19 protein-coding genes are annotated in these 24975 nt (G+C 65.6%); 8 read left to right on the plus strand and 11 right to left on the minus strand.

What is annotated here, in order from left to right:
• Nucleotides 1-51: 51 nt before the first annotated feature.
• From GCN78_RS01955 to GCN78_RS01965, 3 genes are all read right to left on the minus strand, one after another.
• The gene (locus tag GCN78_RS01955; RefSeq protein WP_152250166.1) at nucleotides 52-660 is read right to left on the minus strand and encodes a chemotaxis protein CheB; all 609 of its coding nucleotides are present in this window, start codon (nucleotides 658-660) and stop codon (nucleotides 52-54) included.
• Nucleotide 661: 1 nt separating this feature from the next.
• Nucleotides 662-1486, minus strand: coding sequence for a CheR family methyltransferase (locus GCN78_RS01960; RefSeq protein ID WP_193316575.1), 825 nt, complete (start codon nucleotides 1484-1486; stop codon nucleotides 662-664).
• 140 nt (nucleotides 1487-1626) lie between these two features.
• Complete coding sequence (locus tag GCN78_RS01965) at nucleotides 1627-2613, minus strand: aldo/keto reductase (protein WP_152250167.1); 987 nt, start codon at nucleotides 2611-2613, stop codon at nucleotides 1627-1629.
• An 89-nt stretch (nucleotides 2614-2702) separates the two neighbouring features.
• Here GCN78_RS01965 and GCN78_RS01970 point away from each other — a divergent pair, with 89 nt between their 5' ends.
• Nucleotides 2703-3593 (plus strand): LysR family transcriptional regulator, encoded by an 891-nt coding sequence (locus tag GCN78_RS01970; RefSeq protein ID WP_226939409.1) that lies wholly within the window; start codon nucleotides 2703-2705, stop codon nucleotides 3591-3593.
• A 67-nt stretch (nucleotides 3594-3660) separates the two neighbouring features.
• Nucleotides 3661-4182 carry a GAF domain-containing protein gene (locus GCN78_RS01975; RefSeq protein ID WP_152250168.1) on the plus strand — a complete coding sequence of 174 codons (522 nt, stop codon included), beginning with the start codon at nucleotides 3661-3663 and terminating at the stop codon, nucleotides 4180-4182.
• Here the strand turns inward: GCN78_RS01975 and GCN78_RS01980 are convergent.
• Together GCN78_RS01980 and GCN78_RS01985 are read right to left on the minus strand one after the other, a co-directional pair.
• Complete coding sequence (locus GCN78_RS01980) at nucleotides 4179-4766, minus strand: O-methyltransferase (RefSeq protein WP_152250169.1); 588 nt, start codon at nucleotides 4764-4766, stop codon at nucleotides 4179-4181. The two genes, GCN78_RS01975 and GCN78_RS01980, sit on opposite strands and share 4 nt — an antisense overlap.
• A 38-nt stretch (nucleotides 4767-4804) precedes the next feature.
• Nucleotides 4805-5695, minus strand: coding sequence for a DMT family transporter (locus tag GCN78_RS01985; protein ID WP_152250170.1), 891 nt, complete (start codon nucleotides 5693-5695; stop codon nucleotides 4805-4807).
• A gap of 101 nt (nucleotides 5696-5796) precedes the next feature.
• On the opposite strand from GCN78_RS01985, the gene GCN78_RS01990 reads away from it, so the two are divergent.
• Together GCN78_RS01990 and GCN78_RS01995 are read left to right on the plus strand one after the other, a co-directional pair.
• A complete protein-coding gene (locus tag GCN78_RS01990; protein WP_152250171.1) occupies nucleotides 5797-6576 on the plus strand; it encodes an AraC family transcriptional regulator in 780 nt (259 codons plus the stop codon).
• An 81-nt stretch (nucleotides 6577-6657) separates the two neighbouring features.
• Nucleotides 6658-9120 carry an SEL1-like repeat protein gene (locus GCN78_RS01995; protein WP_152250172.1) on the plus strand — a complete coding sequence of 821 codons (2463 nt, stop codon included), beginning with the start codon at nucleotides 6658-6660 and terminating at the stop codon, nucleotides 9118-9120.
• A 138-nt stretch (nucleotides 9121-9258) separates the two neighbouring features.
• Here the strand turns inward: GCN78_RS01995 and GCN78_RS02000 are convergent, their stop codons facing one another.
• From GCN78_RS02000 to GCN78_RS02015, 4 genes are read right to left on the minus strand one after another with little or no spacing between them, the layout of a single operon-like run.
• Nucleotides 9259-9903: an FABP family protein gene (locus GCN78_RS02000; RefSeq protein WP_034783389.1), complete on the minus strand. Its 645-nt coding sequence runs from the start codon at nucleotides 9901-9903 to the stop codon at nucleotides 9259-9261.
• A 56-nt stretch (nucleotides 9904-9959) separates the two neighbouring features.
• Nucleotides 9960-10487 carry a hypothetical protein gene (locus GCN78_RS02005; protein WP_152250173.1) on the minus strand — a complete coding sequence of 176 codons (528 nt, stop codon included), beginning with the start codon at nucleotides 10485-10487 and terminating at the stop codon, nucleotides 9960-9962.
• A 2-nt stretch (nucleotides 10488-10489) separates the two neighbouring features.
• Entirely contained in the window at nucleotides 10490-11293 is an 804-nt protein-coding gene (gene map, locus GCN78_RS02010) for a type I methionyl aminopeptidase (protein WP_152250174.1), read from the minus strand.
• 17 nt (nucleotides 11294-11310) lie between these two features.
• Nucleotides 11311-11910 (minus strand): TetR/AcrR family transcriptional regulator, encoded by a 600-nt coding sequence (locus GCN78_RS02015; RefSeq protein ID WP_152250175.1) that lies wholly within the window; start codon nucleotides 11908-11910, stop codon nucleotides 11311-11313.
• Nucleotides 11911-12022: 112 nt separating this feature from the next.
• Here GCN78_RS02015 and GCN78_RS02020 point away from each other — a divergent pair, with 112 nt between their 5' ends.
• Nucleotides 12023-13537: an AMP nucleosidase gene (locus tag GCN78_RS02020; protein WP_070221052.1), complete on the plus strand. Its 1515-nt coding sequence runs from the start codon at nucleotides 12023-12025 to the stop codon at nucleotides 13535-13537.
• Between the two features lie 44 nt (nucleotides 13538-13581).
• Here the strand turns inward: GCN78_RS02020 and GCN78_RS02025 are convergent, their stop codons facing one another.
• Together GCN78_RS02025 and GCN78_RS02030 are read right to left on the minus strand one after the other, a co-directional pair.
• The gene (locus GCN78_RS02025; protein ID WP_152250176.1) at nucleotides 13582-14052 is read right to left on the minus strand and encodes a cyanophycin metabolism-associated DUF1854 family protein; all 471 of its coding nucleotides are present in this window, start codon (nucleotides 14050-14052) and stop codon (nucleotides 13582-13584) included.
• 2 nt (nucleotides 14053-14054) lie between these two features.
• Complete coding sequence (locus GCN78_RS02030; RefSeq protein WP_152250177.1) at nucleotides 14055-16325, minus strand: cyanophycin metabolism-associated ABC transporter; 2271 nt, start codon at nucleotides 16323-16325, stop codon at nucleotides 14055-14057.
• 467 nt (nucleotides 16326-16792) lie between these two features.
• Between GCN78_RS02030 and GCN78_RS02035 the strand changes: the two genes are divergently transcribed.
• From GCN78_RS02035 to GCN78_RS02045, 3 genes are all read left to right on the plus strand, one after another.
• The gene (locus tag GCN78_RS02035; RefSeq protein ID WP_152250178.1) at nucleotides 16793-18970 is read left to right on the plus strand and encodes a cyanophycin synthetase; all 2178 of its coding nucleotides are present in this window, start codon (nucleotides 16793-16795) and stop codon (nucleotides 18968-18970) included.
• Nucleotides 18971-19040: 70 nt separating this feature from the next.
• Nucleotides 19041-21611: a cyanophycin synthetase gene (gene cphA / locus GCN78_RS02040; protein ID WP_152250179.1), complete on the plus strand. Its 2571-nt coding sequence runs from the start codon at nucleotides 19041-19043 to the stop codon at nucleotides 21609-21611.
• 192 nt (nucleotides 21612-21803) lie between these two features.
• Nucleotides 21804-24938, plus strand: a complete 3135-nt coding sequence (locus tag GCN78_RS02045; protein WP_226939410.1) for an EAL domain-containing protein — start codon at nucleotides 21804-21806, stop codon at nucleotides 24936-24938.
• Nucleotides 24939-24975: the final 37 nt, after the last annotated feature.

Genomic DNA, 24975 nt, shown 5'->3' on the forward strand with positions numbered 1-24975 from the left:
TCAACATTGTTTCTATTCTCACATATATTACACGCACTGCCGCACTGCCACTCACTTGTGTTTGTCATCACCGAGCAAGGCCAGGCTGGCAGCCATCTGCGGCAAATCGAGCACGCGGTCGGCGCCGGCCAGCTTGAGCGCGGCGGCCGGCATGATGCCACAACTGGCCCGCTGTGGGTCTTGCACCCAGGCATAGCCGCCCAGCTGCCGCACGCGCGCCAGGCCCGCCGCGCCGTCGGCCGAGGCCCCCGTCAGGATGATGGCCAGCATGGCGTGCCGGTAGGCATACGCGGCCGTTTCCAGCAGGACATCGATGGACGGGCGCGAAAAGTACACGGGCGCTTCCTGCGACAGGGAAAAACAGCCATCGGGTTCGACTTGCAGGTGATAGTCGGGTGGCGCGAAATAGACCACGCCCGCCTGCAGCGGTTCCTTGTCCTGCGCCTCGCGCAAGGGGAGCTGGCAACGTTCCGCGTACAGCTGCGGCAACTGGCTCGAACGGCCCGGCGCCAGGTGCAGCACCACCACCACGGTGGCGCGGCAGGTGGCGGGCAAGGCGCGCAGCACGATGCCCAGCGCCTCCACGCCGCCGGCCGAGGCGCCGATGGCGATCAGGCGCAGGCCGGCGGGCGGGGGCGCGACGTCGCTGGTCGGCAACATGTCAGGCACGCTGGAAGATGCGTTCAGCCGGGCTCAGCTCGCTGAAGCTGGCCGCATGGCGGCTGAAATGCAGGCTTTCCTTCATGCCCAGGCCCAGGAAGCCCCGGTTCACCAGCGCTTCGTGGAACAGGCCCAGGCTGCGGTCCTGCAAGTCTTTATTGAAGTAAATCATGACGTTACGGCAGGAAACCATATGCACCTCCGAAAACACGCTGTCCGTCGCCAGGCTGTGGTCGGCGAAAACGAACTGGCGCCGCAGGCGCCGTTCAAAGATGGCGCCCTTGTAGGCGGCCGTGTAATAGTCGGACAAGGAGCGCTTGCCGCCCGCCAGCTGGTAATTCTCGCTGAACTGGGCGATGCGCTCGATCGGATAGATGCCCGCTTCGGCGGCGGCCAGCGCTTCGACGTTGATGTCGGTCGCGTAAATCATGCTGCGCTCGAGCAAACCCTCTTCTTCCAGCAAGATGGCCAGCGACCACACCTCTTCGCCGCTGCTGCAGCCGGCCACCCAGATCTTGATGGAAGGATAGGTGTGCAGAATGGGCACGACCTTTTCACGCAAGGCGCGGAAATACGCGGGATCGCGGAACATCTCGCTCACTTGCACCGTGAAGAACTGCAGCATCTGCGCGAACATGGCCGGCTCGTGCAAGATGCGGTCCTGCAACTGCGACAGGCTGGCGCAGCCGAAGCGCTCCATGGCCTGGCGCATGCGCCGGCGCAGCGACGCCACCGAATAATCGCGGAAATCGTGCTGATACCGCAGCAGTATTCCCTCAAGCAATAACTTCAGTTCTATATCGAAAATATCGTCATCTAACAACATCCACCTCTTCGGATACCAGGCCGTTGAACACGGTGCACATTGCACCGCGCAGTCACTGCCAAATGCTAGCAGATCGCCGGCGATTATCCCCCAGGGAAAGTAAGCCTTAGGTACGCTGGCGTACGCTCGCGCGCCTTTTTTCACGCATCCACGCCCTTCATGCCCTCGTCCGTATAACGCGCGCCCGCCGCCATGCCCAAGGGAAAGGCGGCGCTCATCGCCGCCAGTTCGGCACCGTCCAGCCGCACGGCCAGCGCGCCGAGGTTGTCGTGCAGGTAGGCGATGCGCTTGGTGCCGGGGATGGGAATGATGTCGTCGCCTTGCGCCAGCAGCCAGGCCAGCGCCAGCTGGGCCGGCGTGCAGCCTTTTTCGCGCGCGAGGTCCTTGACCAGCGCCACGATGGCCTGGTTGCGCGCCAGGTTGCCGGCGGCGAAGCGGGGATTGAACTGGCGGAAATCGCCCGCGTCGAGACTGGCCGCGTCGGCGATGGCGCCCGTCAGGAAACCGCTGCCCAGCGGACTGTAGGCAAAGAAACTGGCGCCCACGTCGCGGCAGGCGGCCAGCACGCCCTGCTCCGGTTCGCGCGTCCACAGCGAATACTCGCTCTGCACGGCGGCCACGGGGCAGAGCGCCGCCGCGCGCCGCAAGGTGGCCGCGCTCACTTCGCACAGGCCGACGGCGCGAATTTTTCCTGCTTGCAGCAGTTGCGCCAGCGCCCCCATCGATTCCTCCAGCGGCGTGTCCAGGTTCAGGCGGTGCAGGTAAAACAGGTCGATGGCGTCCACGCCCAGGCGCGCCAGCGACGCTTCGCACGCCTGGCGGATGTAGGCGGGTGCATTGTCGACGCGACGCGCATAGCTGCCCGCCTCGCGCGCCAGGCCGCACTTGGTGGCGACCAGGGCCTGGCCGCGATGACCTTTTAAAAAGCGGCCCAGCAATTGTTCGTTGTGACCGAAACCGTAGGCGTCGGCCGTGTCGAACAGGGTCACGCCCGCCGCCAGGGCCGCTTCCAGGGTGGCCAGCGATTGCGCCTCGTCGGTGGCGCCATAGAATTCCGACATGCCCATGCAGCCCAGGCCCAGTGCCGAACTGTTCAAACCGCTATTGCCGATGCGTCGTTGTTGCATGCTGCTCTCCTCAGGTGGTGACTCGATGCAGCCAGTCTAGGCCGCGCCGGCCGGCGGGGGAATGCGCGATTTCGTGATACCTTTCTGGTATGAGAGCCCTCGATACCCATGCGCTGACCCTGTTTTGCGCCGTCGCCCGTTGCCTGAACTTCCGCCAGGCGGCCGAGCAATTGCACATGACCCAGCCACCCTTGTCGCGCGCCATCAAGGCGCTGGAAGAGCGGCTGGGCGCGCGCTTGTTCGAGCGCGACACGCAGGGCGTGGCCTTGACGCAGGCGGGCCGCACCCTGCTGCCGCAGGCGCTGCACATCCTCGATTTGCTGGACGTTGCGCAAACGTCGCTGCGGCGCGATGCCGCGCCCGCGCGCCTGCGCCTGGGCCTGACGAGTTCCGTGGCGGCCGGCCTGTTCCGTCCACTGCTGGCGGCGCTGGAAGGGCAACTGGGCAATGTCCGCCTGGAACTGACGGCGGCCCCCTCGCCGCGCCTGGTGGCCAGCGTGCGCAAGGGCCAGCTCGACGCGGCCCTGCTGGCCCTGCCCAGCGCCACCTTCGAACTGGCCGTGCAGCCGCTGGCGCGCCAGCCCATGATGCTGGCCCTGCCCGCCGGACACCGGCTGGCGAAGAAGCGCAAGCTCAGCCTGTTTGACATCGCGGCAGAACCGATTTACTGGTTTGAACGGGCGCGCCAGCCCGCCTTCTTCGACCATTGCCAGCAGGTGTTTCGCCGGCATGGCTTCGCGCCGATGTTCCTGCGCGAAGCGCCCGACCACCATGTGCTGCTCGCCGACGTGGCGGCCGGCAAGGGCATGGCGCTGCTGGCCGACTCGTTCCGCGCCTTGCGCCTCGCTGGCGTGGCCTACCGGCCATTGCTGGAAGGAGAGGAATTGGCGGCCGGCATCGGCCTGGCCTGGCGGCCAGAGCACGGCCATGCGAGCCTGCCCCTGCTGCGCCAGCTGGCGCAGGAACATCTGGCACAGTGAGGCGCGCACGCGGATGCGCCAGACGCGCTACCATGGCGCCTTCCCTAATTTACGCGCCACCACGACCATGACGTTTACCCTCAGCGACGCCGCCTACGGCACCGATACCCCCGCAGCCAAGCACGCCATGTATGCGGATTTGCGTTCGCAGCTGCAAGGCTTGCTGTCGGGCGAGACCGATTTCATCGCCAATACGGCCAACTTCAGTTCGCTCGTCTTCCACACCATGCCGGGCCTGAACTGGGCCGGCTTTTATTTCCTGAAAGGCGAGGAACTGGTACTGGGGCCGTTCCAGGGCAAGCCCGCCTGCATCCGCATCAAGAAAGGACGCGGCGTGTGCGGCACCACCGTGGTCGAAGGCAAGTCCATCGTCGTGCAGGACGTGCATGCGTTTCCCGGCCACATCGCCTGCGACGTCAATTCGCGCTCGGAACTGGTGGTACCCGTGGTGGCGCACGGCCAGATCATCGGCGTGTTCGACCTCGACAGCCCCTTGATCGGCCGTTTCGACGACGTCGACGCGCAGGGCGTCGAATCGCTGGTGCGCGTGCTGGAAGCAACTATCGTTGCCGGGGAAGCAAGTAATTAGTTGCCCGCCTTAACGGCGATGAATTCGCCCTTGCCGACCGTCGCCAGGCACGTCGTGTAGCGGCTGTCGGCGCGGATGGCGTCAATAAACCCCGCCATGTCCGCGTAGTGCGAGCTGGCGTTGTCGACCACCAGCACGCCGCCGGCCGCCAGCGCCCGGTCCAGCTGCGGCCACCACGCTTCGTATTGCTGGCGCGCGGAATCGAGAAAGATGAAATCGTAGGCGCCGTCGGCCGCATCGCGCAGCACGTCGCCCGCATCCGCCAGCAACTGCCCGATCACGCCCTGCAGTTGCGCGCGCACAAAGTTGGCATGCGCCATGTCGAACTTGTCCTGCGCCTTTTCCACCGTCACCACGCTGCCGCCCAGCGCCTGCGCCGCGCGCGCCAGCCACAGGGTCGAATAGCCGTTCGAGGTGCCGATTTCCAGCACCCGCCGCGCACCGCGCGCGTGCACGAGCACGGCCAGCAGCTCGCCCGTGTCGCGCGTGATGTTGAGCATGCGGCTGGCGCGCTCCGCGTGCGCCGCATCGTTGCTGCTGCCAAATGCTTCGAGTTCGCTTAACAGGGTATCGATGTCAGGCATGATGGCTCCTTGTGCAAAGCATCAGCATAGCAAAAATACTACGCTTGTGCGCGCCTCAATGGGCGTTTCAGGTATTGCACCATCACCACGCCCAGCAGGGTCACGCCGCCGCCTATCACGTCGTAGCTGTGCAAGGTTTCCCCCAGGAACAACATGGCGATGATCACCGTAAACACGGGCAACAGATTCATCAATGTCGTCGCACGGCTCGGCCCCAGCTTGGCCAGGCCGTGCATCCACAGGAACGGCGCGATGATGGATGCGGGGATGCCGGCGAACAGCACCAGCGGCAAGCCGGCGCCGGTGACGGGCGGTGCGGACTGGCTCAGGTAATACACGAACAGCACGGGCACGGCGCACCACACCTGGATCAGCAGCGAGTGCCAGTTATTCAGGGGAATCTTCCAGCGCTTGAGCAGCACGCCGTAGCCCGCATACGACAGACACGCCAGCAGCATCAGGGCGTCGCCCACGGCCGCGCCATGGGCGATCAGCGCGGCCGGGTCGCCATGGCTGAGCAGATAGCCGAGTCCCAGCAAGGACACGAGGCCGCCGAACACGCCGCCCACGGTGGGCGTTTCGCCTAGCAGCAAGACGGACAGGCCGACGGCCAGCAGCGGCATCAGCGAAGCGAGGATGCCCATGTTGGTGGTCGTCGTCGTCTGCGCGGCGATGTAGGCCAGGCACTGGTACATGACCATGCCCAACATGCCCAGCACAAACAGTTTGCCCAGATACGGCTGCACCACGGCCCGCTGCTTCCACACGCCGCGCCCAAACACGAGCGCCAGCAGCACGCCGGCCAGCAGCCAGCGGTAAAACGAGATGGCGGCCGGATCGATCACGCCCACGGCCAGCTTGCTGACGATGGTATTGATGGCCCAGATCAGCACGGCGATCACGGGTAACAGATAGTGCTTAACTTGCATGCGGCGTACTCCATTATTCGATACCACCATTTTCGCACGGTCCGATTCCATGGATATAATGCATACCGGACAAACGATGCGAAGAACCGGACAAAGACACCATGGCCAGCAACCAGCATTTCCCCGCCGTTTCCGACGCCCTGCCCTACCCCGTGTACTTTCGCCTCGACGATTACCACGCGCACCAGCAATTCGAATACCAGAGCCATCCATGGGGCCAGCTCACGTATTGCTCCACGGGCGTGATGGAAATCATGGTGGCGGGCCAGCGCTACCTGTCGCCGCCCCAGTATGCCGTGTGGATACCGCCCGAAACCTTGCACGACGGCTATATCCGCCAGGACGTCGTGTTTCACTCCGCGTATATCGACGCCAGCCTGTGCGACCGGCTGCCGGCCCGGCCCTGCGCGCTGGTGCTGAGTCCCCTGCTCAAAGCCATCCTCGGCGACTTCGCCGGCCGGGGCGTCACCACGCCCTCCACCGTGGCCGACCAGCGCCTGGCGCAGGTGCTGGTCGATCAATTGCAGCTGGCGCCGTGCAGCCGCAACTATTTGCCCGGCAGCGACGAGCCCGTCATCGCGGCGCTGCTGGCCGCCCTGCAGGCGGAGCCGGGCAGTAACCGCTCACTGGCCGAATGGGCCGCGCAATTGCACGTGACCGAGCGCACCCTGGCGCGCCGCTGCCAGCGCGAACTGGGCATGCCGTTCGGCGAATGGCGGCAGCGCCAGCGTTTCCTGGCCGCGCTGCCCCTGCTGGAACAGGGAGCAACCGTGCAGGCGATCGCGCTGGAACTGGGCTATAGCACGGCCTCCGCCTTCATCGCCATGTTTCGCCGGCAAAGCGGCGGCACGCCCGACCAGTTCCGCCGCGGCCTGCGCTGAAAAAGGGAACCAGGGGGTAGCCGCCTTGTCATATGGGGATGCTAAAATTCAAACATCTTTCCAGAGAGCAAAAGGACGCGCATGAACCCCAGCACCGAAACGGCCCGTGAAACCCCAGGCAGCGAGGATGTGCCGCAGGTGACAGAGACGACCGTGACGGCGCCCGCGTCCATCCGCCTGGACAAGGAAGACATACCCACCGTGCTGGGCAAGCTGCGCACCCTGGTGCAGGACAAGACGCGTTTCGAGCCGCACGACATCACGCCGCTGGCCGAGGAAGACGTGCTGCAGGATTTTTCCCTGCAGGCCAACTACGCACTGGAAGCACGCTTCGAGCAACGCGTCATCAACGGCTATTTCGCGCCGTCGGGCAATGACTGCCATTGCGGCTCGCATGAGGTGGGAGCGCTCGCTCACGCGCAGGAGAAGGAACGCCTGCGCCGCGCGGCGGCCAAGCTCGACAATGCCTTGCGCCAGGCGGGCCAGGCCTACAATGGCGTCGAGGCGGGCCTCTACCTGCCGCATGCCGTCAAGCACTGGCACCTGGACACCTGCAACAACTGCCATGGCAAGGGCCGCATCGGCTGCCACACCTGCCACGGCGCGACGACGGAAACCTGCTGGAACTGCCACGGCGGGCGCACCGTCAGCTGCGACGCCTATGGCTGCTACGGCAGCGGCAAGGTGTCGTGCTCGTATTGCAGCGGCAGCGGCACGGTCACCGAGCAAGTCACCGACTACATCACGGTGCAAGTGCCCACTACCACCTACAGCAACGGCAGTTCGCACACCAGCTACCACAGCGAAACGCGGCCCCAGTACCGCACCGAATACCGCTCCTGCCACCATTGCAGCTTCGGCAAGGTCAGCTGCAGCACTTGCCACGGTGCCGGCAACGTCAATTGCGGCACCTGCCGCGCCAGCGGCAGCATCACCTGCCGGACCTGCAGCGGCGTGGGCGACTTGCGCTGCAACCCGTGCGACGGTTCCGGCAAGGTGGGCAAGGCGGCCTGGGTCGACGTGCACGTGGCGCCCGGCTACAGCGTCAGCCTGCCCAAGCAGGCGCCCGACGACGCGCGCCGCATCCGCGACAAGGAGAGCGTGCACTCACTGGCGGCCATTGCCAGCAGCCTGGCCCTGGCGAAAGTGAGCATTTACAATGAAGACCAGCCGCAGGAAGTCGACGCCCTGTATGGCGGCAAGCTGCGCATCGTGCGCCTGGACGCATCGTGCAACGCGGAAAAGCACCACCTGGTGGCGTACGGCACGGACTTGCGCTGGCTGACCCTCGACGACATCGTGGAAAAGCTGCTGCGCGGCGACCTCAAGGCCCTCAGCGACGCGCTGGCCGGCAGCGCCGACGACGGCCTGTTCTCGGCCCACGTGCAGGGTTTGCTCACGCCGCTGCGCGACGTGGCCGCCTCGGAATTGAATGCGGACGTGATCGAGTCCGTCCTCGGCGGCGACGCGGACCACGCGCACGTCGATGTCGTCTCCGCCGAGTACGCGCAGAACGTGCGCACCTGCGTGCTCGGTGCCTTGCGCCAGGTCTACACGCGGCTGGCCAAGCAATTCTGGTGGAAAAGCGCGCTGGCCGCCCTGGCCGCCGCCATCACCACCTGGTTCTTCGCCGGCCGCGGCGCCGCCGCCGTCGCCGGCCTGCTCGTCACGGGCGCCGGCTACTGGCTGTTCAACCGCAAGGTCAAAGCCGTGCTCAGCGAAGCGCTGGGCGGCGAGCGGCAGGCCGAACGGGCCATGGGCATCGCCGGCAAGGGCCGCCGCAACCAGCTGGCGCACGTGCTGATCCTCGCGCCCGCCAGCCTGGCCGTGCTGGCCGCCAGCTATGGCTTGCCCGTGCGCGTGCGCCCCGCCGCGCCGCCGCAGCAGGCGGCCATGGCGTCGGCGCCCGTCGCGCCGCATGCGCCGGCCGCCGTGCCGCAGGACGCGAGCAGCGCCAAGGCCGTCAAGCTGTACGAAAATGGCGACAAGACGCAGGCGCTGGCCATGCTGGAAAGCCTGGTCGGCAAGGGCGACGCGGGCGCGTATGGTCTGTATGGCTGGATGCTGCTGATGGGCGAAGGCCAACCCGGCCCCGTCACGGCGCCGACGGCGCAGCAGCGCGCGGCGCGCCAGGTGGCCGCCAAGCCCCTGATCGGCAAGGGCCTGGTGAAGAACGACAGCTATGCGCTGACGGCGAAAGGCGTGATGCAGGCCGAAGGCTGGCAGGAGCCGCGCAACATGGCGCGCGGGCTCGACCTGCTGAAACAGGCCGCCAACAAGGGCAATGCACAAGCCATGCACCTATTGGGGCTGTATAACGTGCGCGGCTACCAGATTCCCGTCAACCACAAGGAAGCGCGCAAATGGTTCACCCTGGCCGCCGACAAGGGCAGCGCGGGCGACATCTACAACCTGGGACTGATGGACTGGGAAGGCGCGGGCTTGAAACGCCCCGACCGCGCCAGCGCCATGCAGCGCTGGAAGATCGCCGCCGCCATGGGAGAAGAGCGCGCGATCAAGGCCGTTGCGCAGGGACAGCCTTAAGGAGCACCTGAGAAAAAGCCCATGGCGTTGTTGCGTTGCCTGGCCGTACGTTCGTACTGCCTGCGGCAACGCGCCTAGCCCTGAGCATTTTTCAGGCGCTCCAGCAGAGCGGCGGAAAAAGTCGCCGCTTTTTGATTTTTACACCGCCGCCAGCGCCTGCAAGGCCATGGGGTTCGGCGTCGGCTCGCCGATTTTCGTCAGCAGGTTGCGGTCCGTGTGGTGGAACGGTTCATCCTTGCCGCGGATCAGCATGACCGTGTCCTCGTCGTAGCCCCAGGTGCCGTCGGCGTGGATATCGACCTTGATGCGGTATTCGACGGTGGTGAACGCGTGTTCGAGGAAGGGGTTCGAGCAGATGCCGTAGGCCGTCGAATCGCGCTTGGCCACCAGTTCGAAACTGGTGGCGTCCGCCGTCGTCGTGCCCGACGCCATGGCGATCTGGCCGCGCGGGATGGCCAGGGTCTGGATCACGGCGCCCGTGGCCGGCTCCCACAGCCAGTAGCCCACCTGCTCATGATACGTCTTGACTTGATCGGGCTTGGTGATGTGGATGTAGTAGCGCAGGCCGTAGAACAGTTGCGGACCGTTGGTGACGGGGTCGATCGGCTGCAGCTCGATGCGCTCGACGAACGCCTGCTTGCGCGGACCGTCCGCTTTCGGCTTGACGTCCAGGCCGCGCGTACCGGTCCAGATGCCGGCCATGCCGGTCAGGGGGCCGAGGTTGTTCAGGGTGTGCACGTCGGCGGACGGCTCGGTGTAGATATCTTCGGGAAAATCGCTCATGCGGAAGTCTTCAAAATGGGGCAACAGTGCTTGCCCCTATTGTAAGACCTTGGCCGCTATCGGGGAAAGAGCGCGATGTGGCGTTCGATGAGCGAAATCAAGGCCAGCGCCAGCGCGGGGCGCTGCGCCGCGAACACGGCTTCGTCGCGCGTTTGCCGCAGGTTCGCGGCCGCCTCGGGCAGGTCCAATGCACCGGCGATGAAGGCCGCCACCGCATCGATATTCGCATACAGGGCGCTGTCGAAGCCTTCCCACTCCACATAGGCCAGCCACTCGGCCAGGGTCACCACACAGGCGACGGGCGGCGCCAGGGCCGCGATGCGCGCGGCGCGCAGCACGCTGTCGCTGCGGATATCTTCGTGCTGCAAGACGGCCAGCGCCACGTGCTGCAGCGCGTCTTCCGGGTCGCGCCGGTACTTGTTCAGCAGGCGCTGCGTCAGCGTGTAGCGCTCGATGTCGATGCCGCGCAGGGCGGCCGCCACGTGGTCGTCATGCAGCGCCAGGTGGCGCGCCGCGCAGGCCGCGTCCACGCCCGCTTTCGCGGCGACGATCTCGGTGAGCTGCTGGCGGCGCGCGTCATCCATGCTTACACCAGCGGCTCGGTCAAGCCGGTCAGGGTGAAGATCTCAAAGCCCGTTTCGGTCACGGCCAGCGAGTGCTCGAACTGCGCCGACAGCGAACGGTCTTTCGTCACCGTCGTCCATTTGTCGGGCAAGACCTTGACCTGGTAGCTGCCCACGTTGAGCATCGGTTCAATCGTGAAGATCATGCCCGGTTCCAGCACGATGCCCGTGCCGGCGCGGCCATAGTGCAGCACTTGCGGCGTGTCGTGGAAGACCTGGCCCACGCCATGGCCGCAGAAATCGCGCACGGAGGAAAAGCCCTGCGCCTTGGCCACCGCTTCGATGGCGGCGCCCACGTCGCCCAGGGTGGCACCCGGACGCACGGTGTGGATGCCGGCCATCATGGCTTCATACGCCGTGTTGACGAGGCGATTGGCGAGGATGGACACGGCGCCCACCTTGAAGGTGCGGCTGGTGTCGCCGAACCAGCCATTGAACTTCGGCGTCACGTCGATGTTCAGGATGTCGCCCACTTTCAGGATCTTGGTCTCGGACGGAATGCCGTGCGTGACCACGTGATTGACGGAGATGCAGCTGGCGTGCTTGTAGCCGTGGTAGTCGATGGTGCCGGGAATGGCGCCGGCGGCGCGCATGAATTCCTCGCACAGGGCGTCGAGCCTGGCCGTCGAGACGCCGGGTTTGACGAAGGGCGTGATGTAGTCGAGCGTGTCGGCGGCGATGCGGCCGGCCGCGCGCATGCCGATGAAGCCTTCTTCATCGTGCAGGGGGATTTTCTTGCCGTGTTCAAGCTGGGTGGAATAGCGCATGGGGATTCTTTTCTTTGTTAGTGTGATGTGGCATGTGAGGCCCAGCCGCGCACGGCGTCGTGCGAAGCGCGCAGCATGGCGTCGACGCTGGCCGGTATCGGCCGCTCCTGGGTCAGGTAAGGCCTGACGACGGCCACGGGCGCGTCGATCAGCACGAATTTGAGCAGCATGTGATCGAGGTCGAGCTCCGTGGTGGCGGGCATGGCTTCGGCGCAGCGCACGAAGCAGGCGTCGAGCGCCGCCTGCTCCTCTTCCACGGCGGCCAGCAACTCCTCGCTGAGGCCACCGCTGAAATCGGGGCTGTCCGCGCATTGCAGCAGGAAGCGCGCATACACGGGCTTGCGCCGGCACCAGTCCAGCAGACCGTGCACGCCGGCCCAGGTATCGCCGCCGAGCCAGCGGCTGGCCACTTCCTCGCGGAAGTCGCTCTTCACGCGCAGCCAGGCGCGCGCCAGGATGGCGTTGCGCGAATCGAAGCGGTGATACACGGAACCGATGGGCGCACCGGCCTTGACGGCGATGGCGGCCATCGACACGGCGCCCACGCCGCACTGGGCGGCGACGGCGATCGCGCTGTCGATGAAGTTGTTTTCGTTGAATTTTGCGAGTCTGACCATTCAAATAGAATACAGATTCTATTTGAATCCGTCAAGCGGCCCCAGATGCGCCGACAAGAGTTGCCGCGCTGCCTTACAATGGTATGCACGAACCGCTACAAGGAGAATCCGCTTGCTTACGCCCCCCTTCATCGCCTCCTCCCGCTTCGACGATCCACGCCTGGCGTTGGAACAGGTGCAAGCCATCTACCGCAGCAGCATCGAACACTTGCGCGATGCGCTGCAGCGCTTTGTCGCCGGCGAAGACATGCACGAAAGAGTGCGCGCCTGCTACCCCTTCGTGCGCATCCAGACGGACACCGTGGCGCGCGCCGACTCGCCGCTGGCCTATGGTTTTGTCGCCGGCCCCGGCGTGTTTGAAACCACCCTGACGCGCCCCGACCTGTTCGGCGATTATTACCTCGACCAGTTCACGCTGCTGCTGAAAAACCATAACAGCGGCCAGAAGGTGCACCTGGAAGTGGGCGTGAGCGCCCAGCCCATCCCCGTGCATTTCTCGTTCGCCGAGCATGACCATATCGAAGGCAATATGGATGCGGGCCGCCGCCTGGCCATGCGCGACCTGTTCGACCTGCCCGACCTGTCGGCCATGGATGACGGCATCGCCAACGGCACGCACGAACCGGCGCATGGCGAAGCGCAGCCGCTGTCGCTGTTCACGGGCCCGCGCGTCGATTATTCGCTGCAGCGCCTGCGCCACTACAGCGGCACCTCGCCGCAGCACTTCCAGAACTTCGTCCTGTTTACCAATTACCAGTTCTACATCGACGAATTCATCCGCCTGGGCCACGCCATGATGGACCGCGCGCCCGACGCCGCCGCACCCTCGGACGACGACGGCTACGTCGCCTTCGTCGAGCCGGGCAACGTCGTCACGCGCCGGGTCGGCCAGACGGTGGAAAGCGAAGATGCGCTGGGCGCGGCGCCGCCGCGCCTGCCGCAGATGCCCGCCTACCACCTGCTGCGCGCGGACGGCAGCGGCATCACCATGGTCAATATCGGCGTGGGACCGGCGAACGCCAAGACCATCACCGACCATATCGCCGTGCTGCGCCCGCACGCCTGGCTGATGCTGGGCCACTGCGCCGGCCTGCGCACCACGCAAAGCCTGGGCGACTACGTGCTGGCGCATGCCTACGTGCGCGAAGACCACGTGCTCGACGAAGACTTGCCGCTGTGGGTGCCGATCCCGCCGCTGGCGGAAATCCAGCAGGCGCTGCAAACGGCCGTGGCGGAAATCACCCAACTGACGGGGCATGACTTGAAACACATCATGCGCACGGGGACGGTGGCCAGCACGGACAACCGCAACTGGGAACTGCTGCCGCAACGTACGCCGGAGCGCCGTTTCAGCCAGAGCCGCGCCATCGCGCTGGACATGGAAAGCGCGACGATCGCCGCCAACGGCTTCCGCTTCCGCGTCCCCTACGGCACCCTGCTGTGCGTGAGCGACAAGCCGCTGCACGGCGAAATCAAGCTGCCCGGCATGGCCAACCACTTCTACCGCGAACGGGTCGACCAGCATCTGCGCATCGGCATCCGCGCCGTGGAATTGCTGCGCCGCCAGGGCGTGGACCGGCTGCACAGCCGCAAATTGCGCAGCTTTGCGGAAGTGGCCTTCCAATAAAAAAAACGGCGCCGTGAAGGCGCCGTTTTTGATTGTCGCATCGCTTACAGGAAGCGATCCAAAATCTTGCGCGTCGTCTTGTCGATATTGAACATGTCGCGGATCAAAAAGTGGATGCCGTGGTTGTCGGCGATCAGCAGCGACGCGGCGCCGATGCGGCGGATGTCTTCCTCGCCCTTCAGCACGAACTGCGTCTCGCCCCGGTCCGTGTCCACGTACCATGTGCACGGCGTGGCAAAGCTGGAGACGCTTTTCACGCGCGCGATTTCGGGCATAAATTCGCGCCCTTCCAGCTCTTCCTGCAGCAGGCTGCGCGCCGGCTCGGGCAAGGCGTTGACATGGTCGATCCACGCCACTTCCTTGCCATTGCCCAGCACCAGCGAAATGCCTTCGTCGGGCGACTGGATGGGGAAGGCGCGCACGGGCGCCACGCCCTCAAAGACCTGGCCGTCCGCGTCCGTCATCACCAGCTTGCCGAAGGTGTCGCGGTGTAATGTAAAAGTTGTACTGGCCATGCTTATTCCTTGTCATCCAGGGCGAGTTCGTTGTTGCGCGCCTGTGCTTCGTAGAGGCGGAAATAGGCGCCCTCTTTCGCCATCAATTCATCGTGGCTGCCCACTTCGACCACCTGGCCGCGGTCCAGCACCACCAGGCGGTCGGCCCGGTGCAGGGTCGACAGCCTGTGCGCGATGGCGATCGTCGTGCGGCCCTGCACCAGGTTGTCCAGCGCCTTCTGGATTTCTTTTTCCGTTTCCGAGTCGACCGACGATGTCGCTTCATCCATGATCAGGATGCGCGGGTCGATCAGCAGGGCGCGGGCGATCGAGATGCGCTGGCGTTCGCCGCCGGACAGGCCCTGGCCACGCTCGCCCACCATCGAATCATAGCCTTGCGGCAGGCGCAGGATGAATTCGTGGGCATGCGCGGCGCGCGCGGCGGCGATGATCTCCTGGCGCGTCGCATGCGGCTTGCCGTAGGCGATATTTTCCGCGATGGTGCCGAAGAACAGGAACGGCTCCTGCAGCACCAGGCCGATGTTGCGGCGGTAGTCGGACACGGCGAACGAGCGGATGTCGACGCCGTCGAGCAGGATCGCGCCTTCCGACACGTCATAGAAACGGCAGATCAGGTTGACCAGGGTGCTCTTGCCCGAACCGCTGTGGCCCACCAGGCCGATCATCTCGCCGGCCTTGATGTTCAGGGTGATGCCGCGGTTGACGGCGCGGTTGCCGTAGCGGAAACCGACCTCGCGCAGGTCGATCCTGCCTTCGATCTTCTCCAGTTTCACCGGTTGCGCCGGCTCCGGCACGCTCGACACGTGGTCGAGGATGTCGAAGATGCGCTTGGCGGCGGACGCCGATTTCTGCGTCACGGAGACGATGCGGCTCATGGAATCGAGGCGGCCATAGAAACGCGTGCTGTAGGCGATGAAGGCGGTCAGCACGCCGACGGTGATTTCGCCGCGCGACAGCTGCCAGATGCCGAAGCACCAGATGACCAATAAACCCATCTCCGTCAGGAAGGAGACGGTCGGCGAGAACAGCGACCAGACCTTGTTCAATTTGTCGTTGACGGCCAGGTTGTGCGCGTTGGCGTCGCGGAAGCGGGCCGCTTCGCGTTTTTCCTGCGCAAACGCCTTGACCACGCGGATGCCGGGTATCGTATCGGCCAGCACGTTGGTCACTTCGCTCCATACGCGGTCGATCTTTTCAAAGCCCGTGCGCAAGCGGTCGCGCACCAGATGGATCATCCAGGCGATGAAGGGCAGCGGCGCCAGGGTCATGATGGCCAGCCACGGGTTCATCGACCACAGGATCACGCCCGTCATGATGATCATCAGCACGTCGGAAGCGAAATCGAGCAAATGCAGCGACAGGAAGACGCAGATGCGGTCGCTGCCGCTGCCGATGCGCGCCATCAAATCGCCCGTGCGCTTGCCGCCGAAAAATTCCAGCGACAGCTTCATCAGATGTTCATACGTGGCCGAGCGCAAATCGGCGCCCATGCGTTCGGACACGAGGGCCAGCACATAGGTCTTGCCCCAGCCCAGCAACCAGGCCAGCAGTGCCGAGCCGAGCAGGCCGCTCATGTAGTACACCACCAGCCACGGGTCGATATGCTTGCCGTTCTGATATGGAATCAGCACATTGTCCATCAGCGGCGCCGTCAGGTAGGGCGGAATCATGTGCGCGGCCGTGCTCAGCAGCATCAGCATGAAGCCCAGGGCCAGCTGGCCACGGTAGGGATGGGCGAAGCGCCACAGGCGGAACAGGGTCCAGGTCGACGGCGGCGTGTGCAGCACCTTGGCGCAGATCGGGCACTCTTCCTGCTCCGGCTCCAGTGGTGCCTTGCAGCTTGGACACACTTCCTGCTCCGCTTCCAGCACGGGCTGGCCCGTCAGGTGGCTGTCGAGGCGCTCGACGAACTGTTCCAGCACGCGGATGGCGTGCAGGTTCTGCCCCAGGGTGAAGCGCCACGAGGCCAGGCGGCCGTGGTCGTCGAACAGTTCCAGGTGGCCGACACCGGCGTGGTCATGGTGCGTCAGGCGCAATCCAGGGCGGAAAGACCAGCTTTTCCAGGTGGTATCGCCCGGTGAACGGGCCAGCAAACGCTTCTCGGTGACAACTATTATGCCTTTTGTGAAACGTAATCGCGCATCGAGGTCAACCTCAACGCTACTTAAAACGTTCTCCCCTGGAGAAAGGTTGCTCTCCACTTCCGCCAGCCAGTGTTCCGGCAGCGAAGTGAGGGGAATAGTTGTTGCAGGAACACTCAGTTCAGTTGTCATCGTAAAGCATACTCCGGCTCGAGGCCAAGCCCTTCAGGGCGGGATTTGGGGGATGGGGCTGACGCCCGATCAATGTTTGTGGACTGCGCGATGGCGAGGTAGATGCACCAGTGGCAATTTCCTGTATTGTATCGAATGGATGCCTACCGGTAAGGAATGATGGCAAAACGGCGTAAAAAAATGCGCGGCCATCGACCAGCGACAAGTATACAACAGCCCGCTGTTGCGCAAATGCTCCAGCTTGGACCAGAGTCGGTATCTTTATAACAAGTATGGCAACAATTAGTAACAATTAGAATGACAACACCAGCAGAATACGAGAAGCAAACGCGACAAGAGGCCGCTAAAAGTGGCACACTGCGCGTACCCGGGATAAAGAACCAAGCACGAGCCTGAAAAGACTCTGTAGAGCCAACATAAAGTATCTGGCGCCCAGACGCCTGGCTTGTTATCAAGAAACCACTTACATGATCAAGAAGAAGAACATCGAATTTGCCCGCATCACCCACTTGCGCGGCCCCAACATCTGGACGTATCGCCCGGTGATTGAAGCCTGGGTCGACATCGGCGAACTGGAAGACTATCCATCCAATACCCTGCCCGGCCTGTACGAGCGCCTGGTGGCGTGGCTGCCCGGCATGATCGAGCACCGCTGCGGCGTGGGCGAACGGGGCGGCTTTTTCGAGCGCCTGCGCGAAGGCACGTGGTCGGCCCACATCCTCGAGCACGTGGTGCTGGAACTGCAAAACCTGGCAGGCATGCGCACGGGCTTCGGCCAGACGCGCTCGACCAGCCAGCGCGGCGTCTACAAGATGGCTTTCCGCACGCGCGAAGAGCACGTGGGCCGTGCCGCCCTGGCCGCCGCGCGCGAACTGCTGATGGCCGCCATCAACGATGAAGCGTACGACCTGGAAGCGGCCCTGGCGCCGCTGCGCGACATGGTCGATGCGCGCTGCCTGGGCCCGAGCACGGCCAGCATCGTCGATGCGGCCACCGAGCGACGCATCCCATCGCTGCGTCTGAACGACGGCAACCTGGTGCAGCTGGGCCACGGCGCCGCGCAGCGCCGCATCTGGACGGCCGAAACGGACCGCACCAGCGCGATCGCCGAAGGCATCGCCAGCGACAAGGACCTGACCAAATTCCTGCTCAAATCGTGCGGCGTGCGCGTCCCCGAAGGCAGCCTGGTGCGCAGCGCCGAAGCGGCCTGGGAAGAGGCGCAGGACATCGGCGTGCCCGTCGTCGTCAAACCGTATGACGGCAACCATGGCCGCGGCGTGTCGCTCAACCTGATGACGGAAGCCGACGTGAAGGCGGCCTATGAACTGGCCGCGCGCAAGGGTGACAGCTCGGCCGTGCTGGTGGAAAGCTTCATCACGGGCGACGAACACCGCCTGCTCGTGGTTGGCAACAAGCTGATCGCGGCCGCCAAGGGCGAATCCTTGTGGGTCGACGGCGACGGCGTCTCCACCGTGCTGGAACTGGTGAACACGCAGATCAATACCGACCCGCGCCGCGGCGAAGGCGAAGACTTCCCGCTGGGTACCGTCAAGCCGCATGAATCGGGCGAAATCATCCTCGAACTGCAACGCCAGGGCATGACGGCCCTGTCCGTGCCGCAGGCGGGCCAGAAAGTGCTGATCCAGCCGAACGGCAACGTGGCCATCGACGTCACGGACGACGTGCACCCGTCCGTCGTGCATGCGGCCCTGCTGGCCGCGCGCGTCGTGGGCCTCGATATCGCCGGCATCGACCTGGTGACGAAGGACATCACGCGTCCGCTGGAAGAGCAGCGCGGCGCCATCATCGAAGTCAACGCCAGCCCCGGGCTGCTGGCGCACATCAAGCCGGGCGTGGGCCAGAGCCGCCCTGTCGGCGCGGCCATCGTCGACCACCTGTTCGCCGCCGAGGAAACGGGCCGCATTCCGCTGATCGGCGTGACGGGCACGCGCGGCGCCAGCCTGATCGTGCGCATGCTGTGCAAACTGCTCAACCTGTCGGGCCTGCACACGGGCGCCGTCTGCAGCGAAGGCATGTACCTGGACCAGCGCCGCGTCGTCAGCAGCGATTGCGTGAACTGGGACGCGGGCCAGCGCCTGCTGCTCAACCGCACCGTGCAGACGGCCCTGTTCGAGAGCAATCCGCGCATGATCCTGGCCGAAGGCCTGGCCTACGACAAGTGCCAGATCGGCGTCGTCACGGACATGGGCAGTTTAGAGAGCGTCAAGGATTTCGACGTGCTGGACGAAGCGGGCCTGTACAAGGCCGTGCGCAGCCAGGTCGATGTGGTGGTGCCGACGGGCGTGGCCGTGCTCAACGCCGCCAACGCCCACGTGCTGGAACTGGCCGAGCTGTGCGACGGCAGCGTGATCCTGTATGCGCAGGACGGCAGCCTGGCCGCCATCGCGGCGCAACTGGCCGCCGGCAGCCGCGCCGTGTTCGTGCGCGGCAACCACATCGTGCTGGCCGAAGGCGGCAGCGAAACAGTCTTGCTGTGCCTGGACCTGCTGAAACCGGCCACGGCCGGCAATGTCGACAGCGTGCTGGCCGTCGCGGCCGCCGCCTGGGCCCTGAACCTGCCCGTCGACCTCATTTGCGCGGGATTGCGCACCTTCGACGCGGCCCCTGGCTGCATCGGCAACTAAGGCAAAGCAGCACTCAAGCCCGGCCAGGACGGCCGGGCCCACAAGAACACAACAGGATTACGGTTTAATTATGGAAGTATCTCGCGTACGGGCCTTGCGGGGCCCTAACCTCTGGAGCCACGACACCGCCGTGGAAGCCATTGTTTCCTGCACCACGCAGGAACTCGACATCGCCCAGCTGCCCGGCTTCGAAGCCCGCCTGCGCGCCCTCTTCCCGCAACTGAGCCCGCTGCAACCGCTGGGCAACTACAACGCCGCGCCGATGGCGCAGGTGCTGGAACTGGTGGCGCTGGGCCTGCAGGCGCAAGCCGGCTGCCCCGTCACCTTCAGCCGCACCACGCCGACCCTGGAAACGGGCATCTTCCAGGTCGTCGTCGAATACTCGGAAGAAGCCGTCGGCCGCCTGGCCCTGGAACTGGCGCAGCAGCTGTGCCAGGCCGCCCTGGCCGACGCGCCGTTCGACCTGGCCGGCGCCCTGCACCAGCTGCAGGAACTCGATGAAGACGTGCGCCTGGGCCCCTCCACCGGCGCCATCGTCAACGCCGCCGTGGCGCGCAACATCCCGTTCCGCCGCCTGACCGAAGGCAGCCTGGTGACGTTCGGCTGGGGTAGCAAGCAGCGCAAGATCCAGGCCGCCGAAATGGACGGCACCAGCGCGATCGCCGAAGCCATCGCGCAAGACAAGGAACTGACCAAGAAGCTGCTGGACTCGGCCGGCGTGCCGGTGCCGCACGGCCGCGTCGCCATCGATGCGGACGACGCCTGGGCCGCCGCCTGCGAGATCGGCCTGCCCGTCGTCGTGAAACCCAAGGATGGCAACCAGGGCAAGGGCGTCACAGTCAACGTCACCACGCGCGAACAGCTGACGGCCGCCTTCCTCGCGGCGCAGGAATTCCGCGACGACATCCTCGTCGAACGCTATCTGCCGGGCCACGATTTCCGTTTGCTCGTCATCGGCAACAAGATGGTGGCCGCCGCCCGCCGCGACCCGCCGCAAGTGGTGGGCGACGGCCAGCACACGGTGCGCGAACTGGTCGACCAGGTCAACCTGGATCCGCGCCGCGGCAGCGGCCACGCCACCTCGCTGACGAAAATCCGCTTCGACGACATCGCCCTGGCCAGCCTGGCCAAGCAGGGCTATGTGGCCGAATCCGTGCCGCCCGTGGGCCAGCGCGTGATCTTGCGCAATAACGCCAACCTGTCGACGGGCGGCTCGGCCACCGACGTCACCGTCGACGTGCACCCGGAAGTGGCGGCGCGCGCCGTCGCGGCCGCGCACATGGTGGGCCTGGACATCTGCGGCGTGGACGTCGTCTCCGAAAGCATCTTGAAACCGCTGGAAGAGCAGAACGCCGGCATCGTCGAAGTGAACGCCGCGCCGGGCCTGCGCATGCACCTGGCGCCGTCGTTCGGCAAGCCGCGCCCCGTGGGCGAAGCCATCATCGCCGCCATGTTCGCCGAGGGCGACGATGGCCGCATTCCCGTTGTCGCCGTCACCGGCACCAACGGCAAGACCACCACCGTGCGCCTGATCGCCCACCTGCTGACGGCTTCCGGCCTGCGCACGGGCATGACCAATACCGATGGCGTGTACATCGAAGGGCGCCAGATCGACAACGGCGACTGCAGCGGCCCGCGCAGCGCGCGCAACGTGCTGCTGCACCCTGACGTGGACGCGGCCGTGTTCGAGACGGCGCGCGGCGGCATGCTGCGCGAAGGCCTGGCCTTCGACCGCTGCCAGGTCGCCGTGGTGACCAACATCGGCGCGGGCGACCACCTGGGACTGAACTACATCACCACCGTGGAAGACCTGGCGGTATTGAAACGCGTGATCGTGCAGAACGTGGCCGACAGCGGCGTGGCCGTGCTGAACGCCACCGACCCCGCCGTCGCGCGCATGGCCAAGAATTGCAGCGGCACGGTGACCTTCTTCGCCGCCGACAAGACGCATCCCGTGATGGCCACGCACCGCGCCCAGGGCAACCGCGTGGTGTACGTGGAAGACGGCAAGCTGGTCGCGGCGCAGGGCAAGGAACGACACGAAATCGCGCTGTCGCAAGTGCCGATCACGCGCAACGGCGCCGTCGGCTTCCAGGTCGACAACGTCATGGCGTCGCTGGCCGCCGCCTGGGCCGTGGGCCTGGACTGGAAAACCATCGCGCTGGGCCTGAAAACCTTCGCCAATGAAGCCGACAATGCGCCCGGCCGCTTCAACGTGTTCGACTACAAGGGCGCCACCTTGATCGCCGACTACGGCCACAATCCGGACGCCATCCTGGCGCTGGTGCAGGCCGTCGAAAGCATGCCGGCCAAGCGCCGGTCGGTGGTCATCAGCGGCGCCGGCGACCGCCGCGACGAAGACATCCGCCAGCAGACGGAAATCCTCGGCGCCGCCTTCGACGACGTGCTGCTGTACCAGGACCAGTGCCAGCGCGGCCGCGCCGACGGCGAAGTGGTGGCACTGCTGCGCCAGGGCCTGGACGGCGCCAAGCGCACCAGCCATATCGATGAAATCAACGGCGAATTCGTCGCCATCGACAAGGCCCTGGCGCGCCTCGGCGAAGGCGATCTGTGCCTGATCCTGATCGACCAGGTGGAAGAAGCGCTGGCGCACATCGCCCAGCGCGTCGCCGAAGCGTAAACACCGCGTCACTGCACACAAGGGCGGCCTGCGGGCCGCCCTTTTTCATGGGCGCGCGCCGCCTGCCTGCGCACCGGCATGGTGCGAAAGCCCCCTTGCAAGCTTGTAAATTCAGGCATGAAAATTGCTCATAAGAAAACATAAATGGGCTGACGAGAAGGTGGGGCACGCATGGTGGGCAGAATCTCGCGCATGATCGGAAAATTGACGGTGGGGCGCAAACTGGCACTGATTTATTTGCTCGACCTGTCCGCCGTGATCTTCATTTCCGGCATCCTCATCAACGAAAAATACCTCGCCATCGATTTCTCGCGCAAGGAGATGGCGGGCAATGACTACATCGCCGCCATCCGCGATGCGCTGCTGCCCGTCACGCGCGGCACGGCGCAAGCGGCGGCCGTGGAGCAGGCCGAACGCCGCTTCGGCGCGGGCATGCGCAGCGCCGAACTGAATGCGCACTTTGCCGCCCTGCTGCGCCAGGCGGGCAGCACCCCCGCTGCGCCGGACGACAGCGTCGCCCCCTCGCCCGCCTTCGTCGCCGGGCGCGAACTGCTCACGCGCGTGGGCAACCAGTCGAACCTGATCCTCGACCCGGACCTGGACAGCTACTACACGATGTCGCTGGTGATCCTGCGCTTTCCGGAACTGCTGGAAGTGATCAACAGCACGCGCGCGCTGGCCCTGCAGCTGGCCACGGCCGAAGGCGCGCGGCGCCAGCGCCTGCAAACCCAGTTCCTGATCCTGGAAGGGCGCATGGACGCCACCATGGCCGGCATCGGCAGCGACTACACGGAGGCGTTCGCGGCCAGCACGCCACTGCTGCGCCAGCACCTGGACGGCTCGCGCGCGGCCCTGCAGCAAGCCGTGGCGCAGTTTCGCGCCAGCACCCAGGCGCTGGCCGGTGCACCGGCCCAGGCCGATGGCGGCGGCGCCCTGCTGCGGCACGATGCGGCCGCCACTGCGGCCCTGCAGCGTGCCTGGCGCGAAGCGGAAGGCCAATTGCACCGGTTGATCCAGCTGCGCGTGGACGGTTTCTTCACGCGCATGTGGCTGCACCTGGGCACGGCCGTGCTGCTGCTGGTGATGATACTGGGGCTGGTGTTTTTCGTCGCGCGCCAGATCGCCCTGCCCATCCGCCGCCTGGCGCGCGTGGCGCAGGAAGTGCGCGAAACGGGCGACCATAGCCTGCGCGCCGTCTGGGACAGCGAGGACGAAACGGGGCGCCTGGTCGGCGCCTTCAATACCATGCTGCAGCAGCTCGACTTCCAGCGCATGGCGCAGCAGGAACTGGTGGCGCGCGCCAGCGCGGCCGACGCGCAGCGCCAGCTGGTCGACGCCATTCCCATCCCGCTGATGGTCACCTCGATCCCGCATCACCAGGTGCTGCACGCGAACCAGGCCGCGCACGCGTGGCAGGGCGGCCTGGAACGCGATCCGTGGGTGGGCGGCATGCATCCGCAAGCCCGTTCGCGCTTCTTCCAGCGCTTGAGCGACCTGGGCGCCGTCGATGAATTCGAGGTGTGCTGGAGCGGCGGCGCCACGCCCACCTGGGCCTTGATTTCCGCGCGCCTGATCGACTACCAGGGCCAGCGCGCCGTGCTGTCGACCTTCACGCCGATCAACAAGATGAAGCTGATGGAGTCGCGCCTGGAACTGTGGGCCAAGGTCTTCGAGGCATCGGCGGAAAGCCTGATCGTGATGGACGCCGGCATGCGCATCATCACCGTCAACCAGGCCTTCCGCCGCCATTCGCTGTACGACATGGTGGAGCTGATCGGCAAGCGCCCGGCCTTCCTGCTGGCGCCCGACAACCCTCCCGAGCAGCTCGACAGCCTGCGCCGGACCCTGGCGCGGCGCGGCTACTGGCAGGGCGAGATCCGGGTGCAGCGCAAGTCGCTGGAAAGCTATCCGGCCTGGCTGGTGATGAACGCCGTGCGCGACCTCGATGGCGTCACCACGCATTTCATCGCCAGTTCGCTCGACATCAGCGAACGCAAGGCCAGCGAGCGGCAGATCGAGCACATGGCCCACCACGACGCGCTCACGGGACTGGCGAACCGCCACGTGTCGAAACTGCGCCTGGCGGCCGCCATCGCGCAGGCGCGCCGCAGCGGCGAAAAGGTGGGCGTGCTGTTCGTCGACCTGGACCGCTTCAAGCACGTCAACGACGCGCTGGGCCACCACGTGGGCGACGCGCTGCTGCAATCGGTCTCAAAGCGCCTGCTGCAGCTGGTGCGCGAAGGCGACACCGTCAGCCGCCTGGGCGGCGATGAATTCGTCGTCATCCTCAACGGCATCGGCGACGCGGAGGCCATCGGCGCGCTGCTCGACACACGCCTGATACCGGCCATGCGCCAGCCGCACCACGTGGAAGGCAGCGAGCTGTATGTCTCGTGCAGCGTGGGCGTGGCCATCTACCCGGACCACGGCGACGACATGGATACCCTGATGCGCCACGCCGACGCGGCCATGTACCAGGCCAAGAGCGGCGGGCGCGATCATGCGCGCATGTTCACGCCGCAGATGCAGGAGCAGCAGTTGCAGCAGTTGCATCTGGAAAGCGACCTGCGCCACGCCATCGAACGGCAGGAACTGGTGCTGCACTACCAGCCGCGCATCGATGCGACGAGCAAGCGCCTGAATGGCGTGGAAAGCCTGATCCGCTGGCAGCACCCGCAGCACGGCCTGATCGCGCCCGACAGCTTCATACCCGCCGCCGAGGAATCGGGCCTGATCGTCGCCATCGGCGCGTGGGTCATCCGCGAAGCGTGCCGCCAGCAGCTGGCCTGGCGCGAGGCGGGCGCGGGCGACATCGCCGTGTCGATCAACCTGTCGGCCATCCAGCTGAAAAGCGGCGGTCTGGTGGCCACCTTGCGCGAGGTGCTGCGCGAGTTTCCCGTCACGCCGGGACAGATCGAATTCGAACTGACCGAGTCTATCCTGATGGACAACGTGGACGACACCATCGCCACCCTGCACGCCATCAAGGAACTGGGTTTCGCGCTGTCGATCGACGATTTCGGCACCGGCTATTCGAGCCTGAACTACCTGTGCCGCTTCCCGCTCGACAAGCTGAAGATCGACATGAGCTTCGTGCAGGACATCCACGGTTCGCCGCAAAACCTGGCGGTGACGAAAGCCATCATCGGCCTTGGCCATACCCTGGGCTTGACGGTCACCGCCGAGGGCGTGGAAAGCGCGGCCGATGCCGACGTGCTGCGCCACGCCGGCTGCGATGAATTGCAAGGCTACTTTTTTGCCCGCCCCATGCCGCAGGCCCACTTCATGGCCTGGCTGGCGCACAGCGCCGCGCCCCGCGCCGCCTGACACCTGCTGTGGAGCACCCGCAACGCGCGCGCCGGAG

This window comes from Janthinobacterium rivuli (assembly GCF_009208735.1).
Taxonomy (GTDB): domain Bacteria; phylum Pseudomonadota; class Gammaproteobacteria; order Burkholderiales; family Burkholderiaceae_D; genus Janthinobacterium.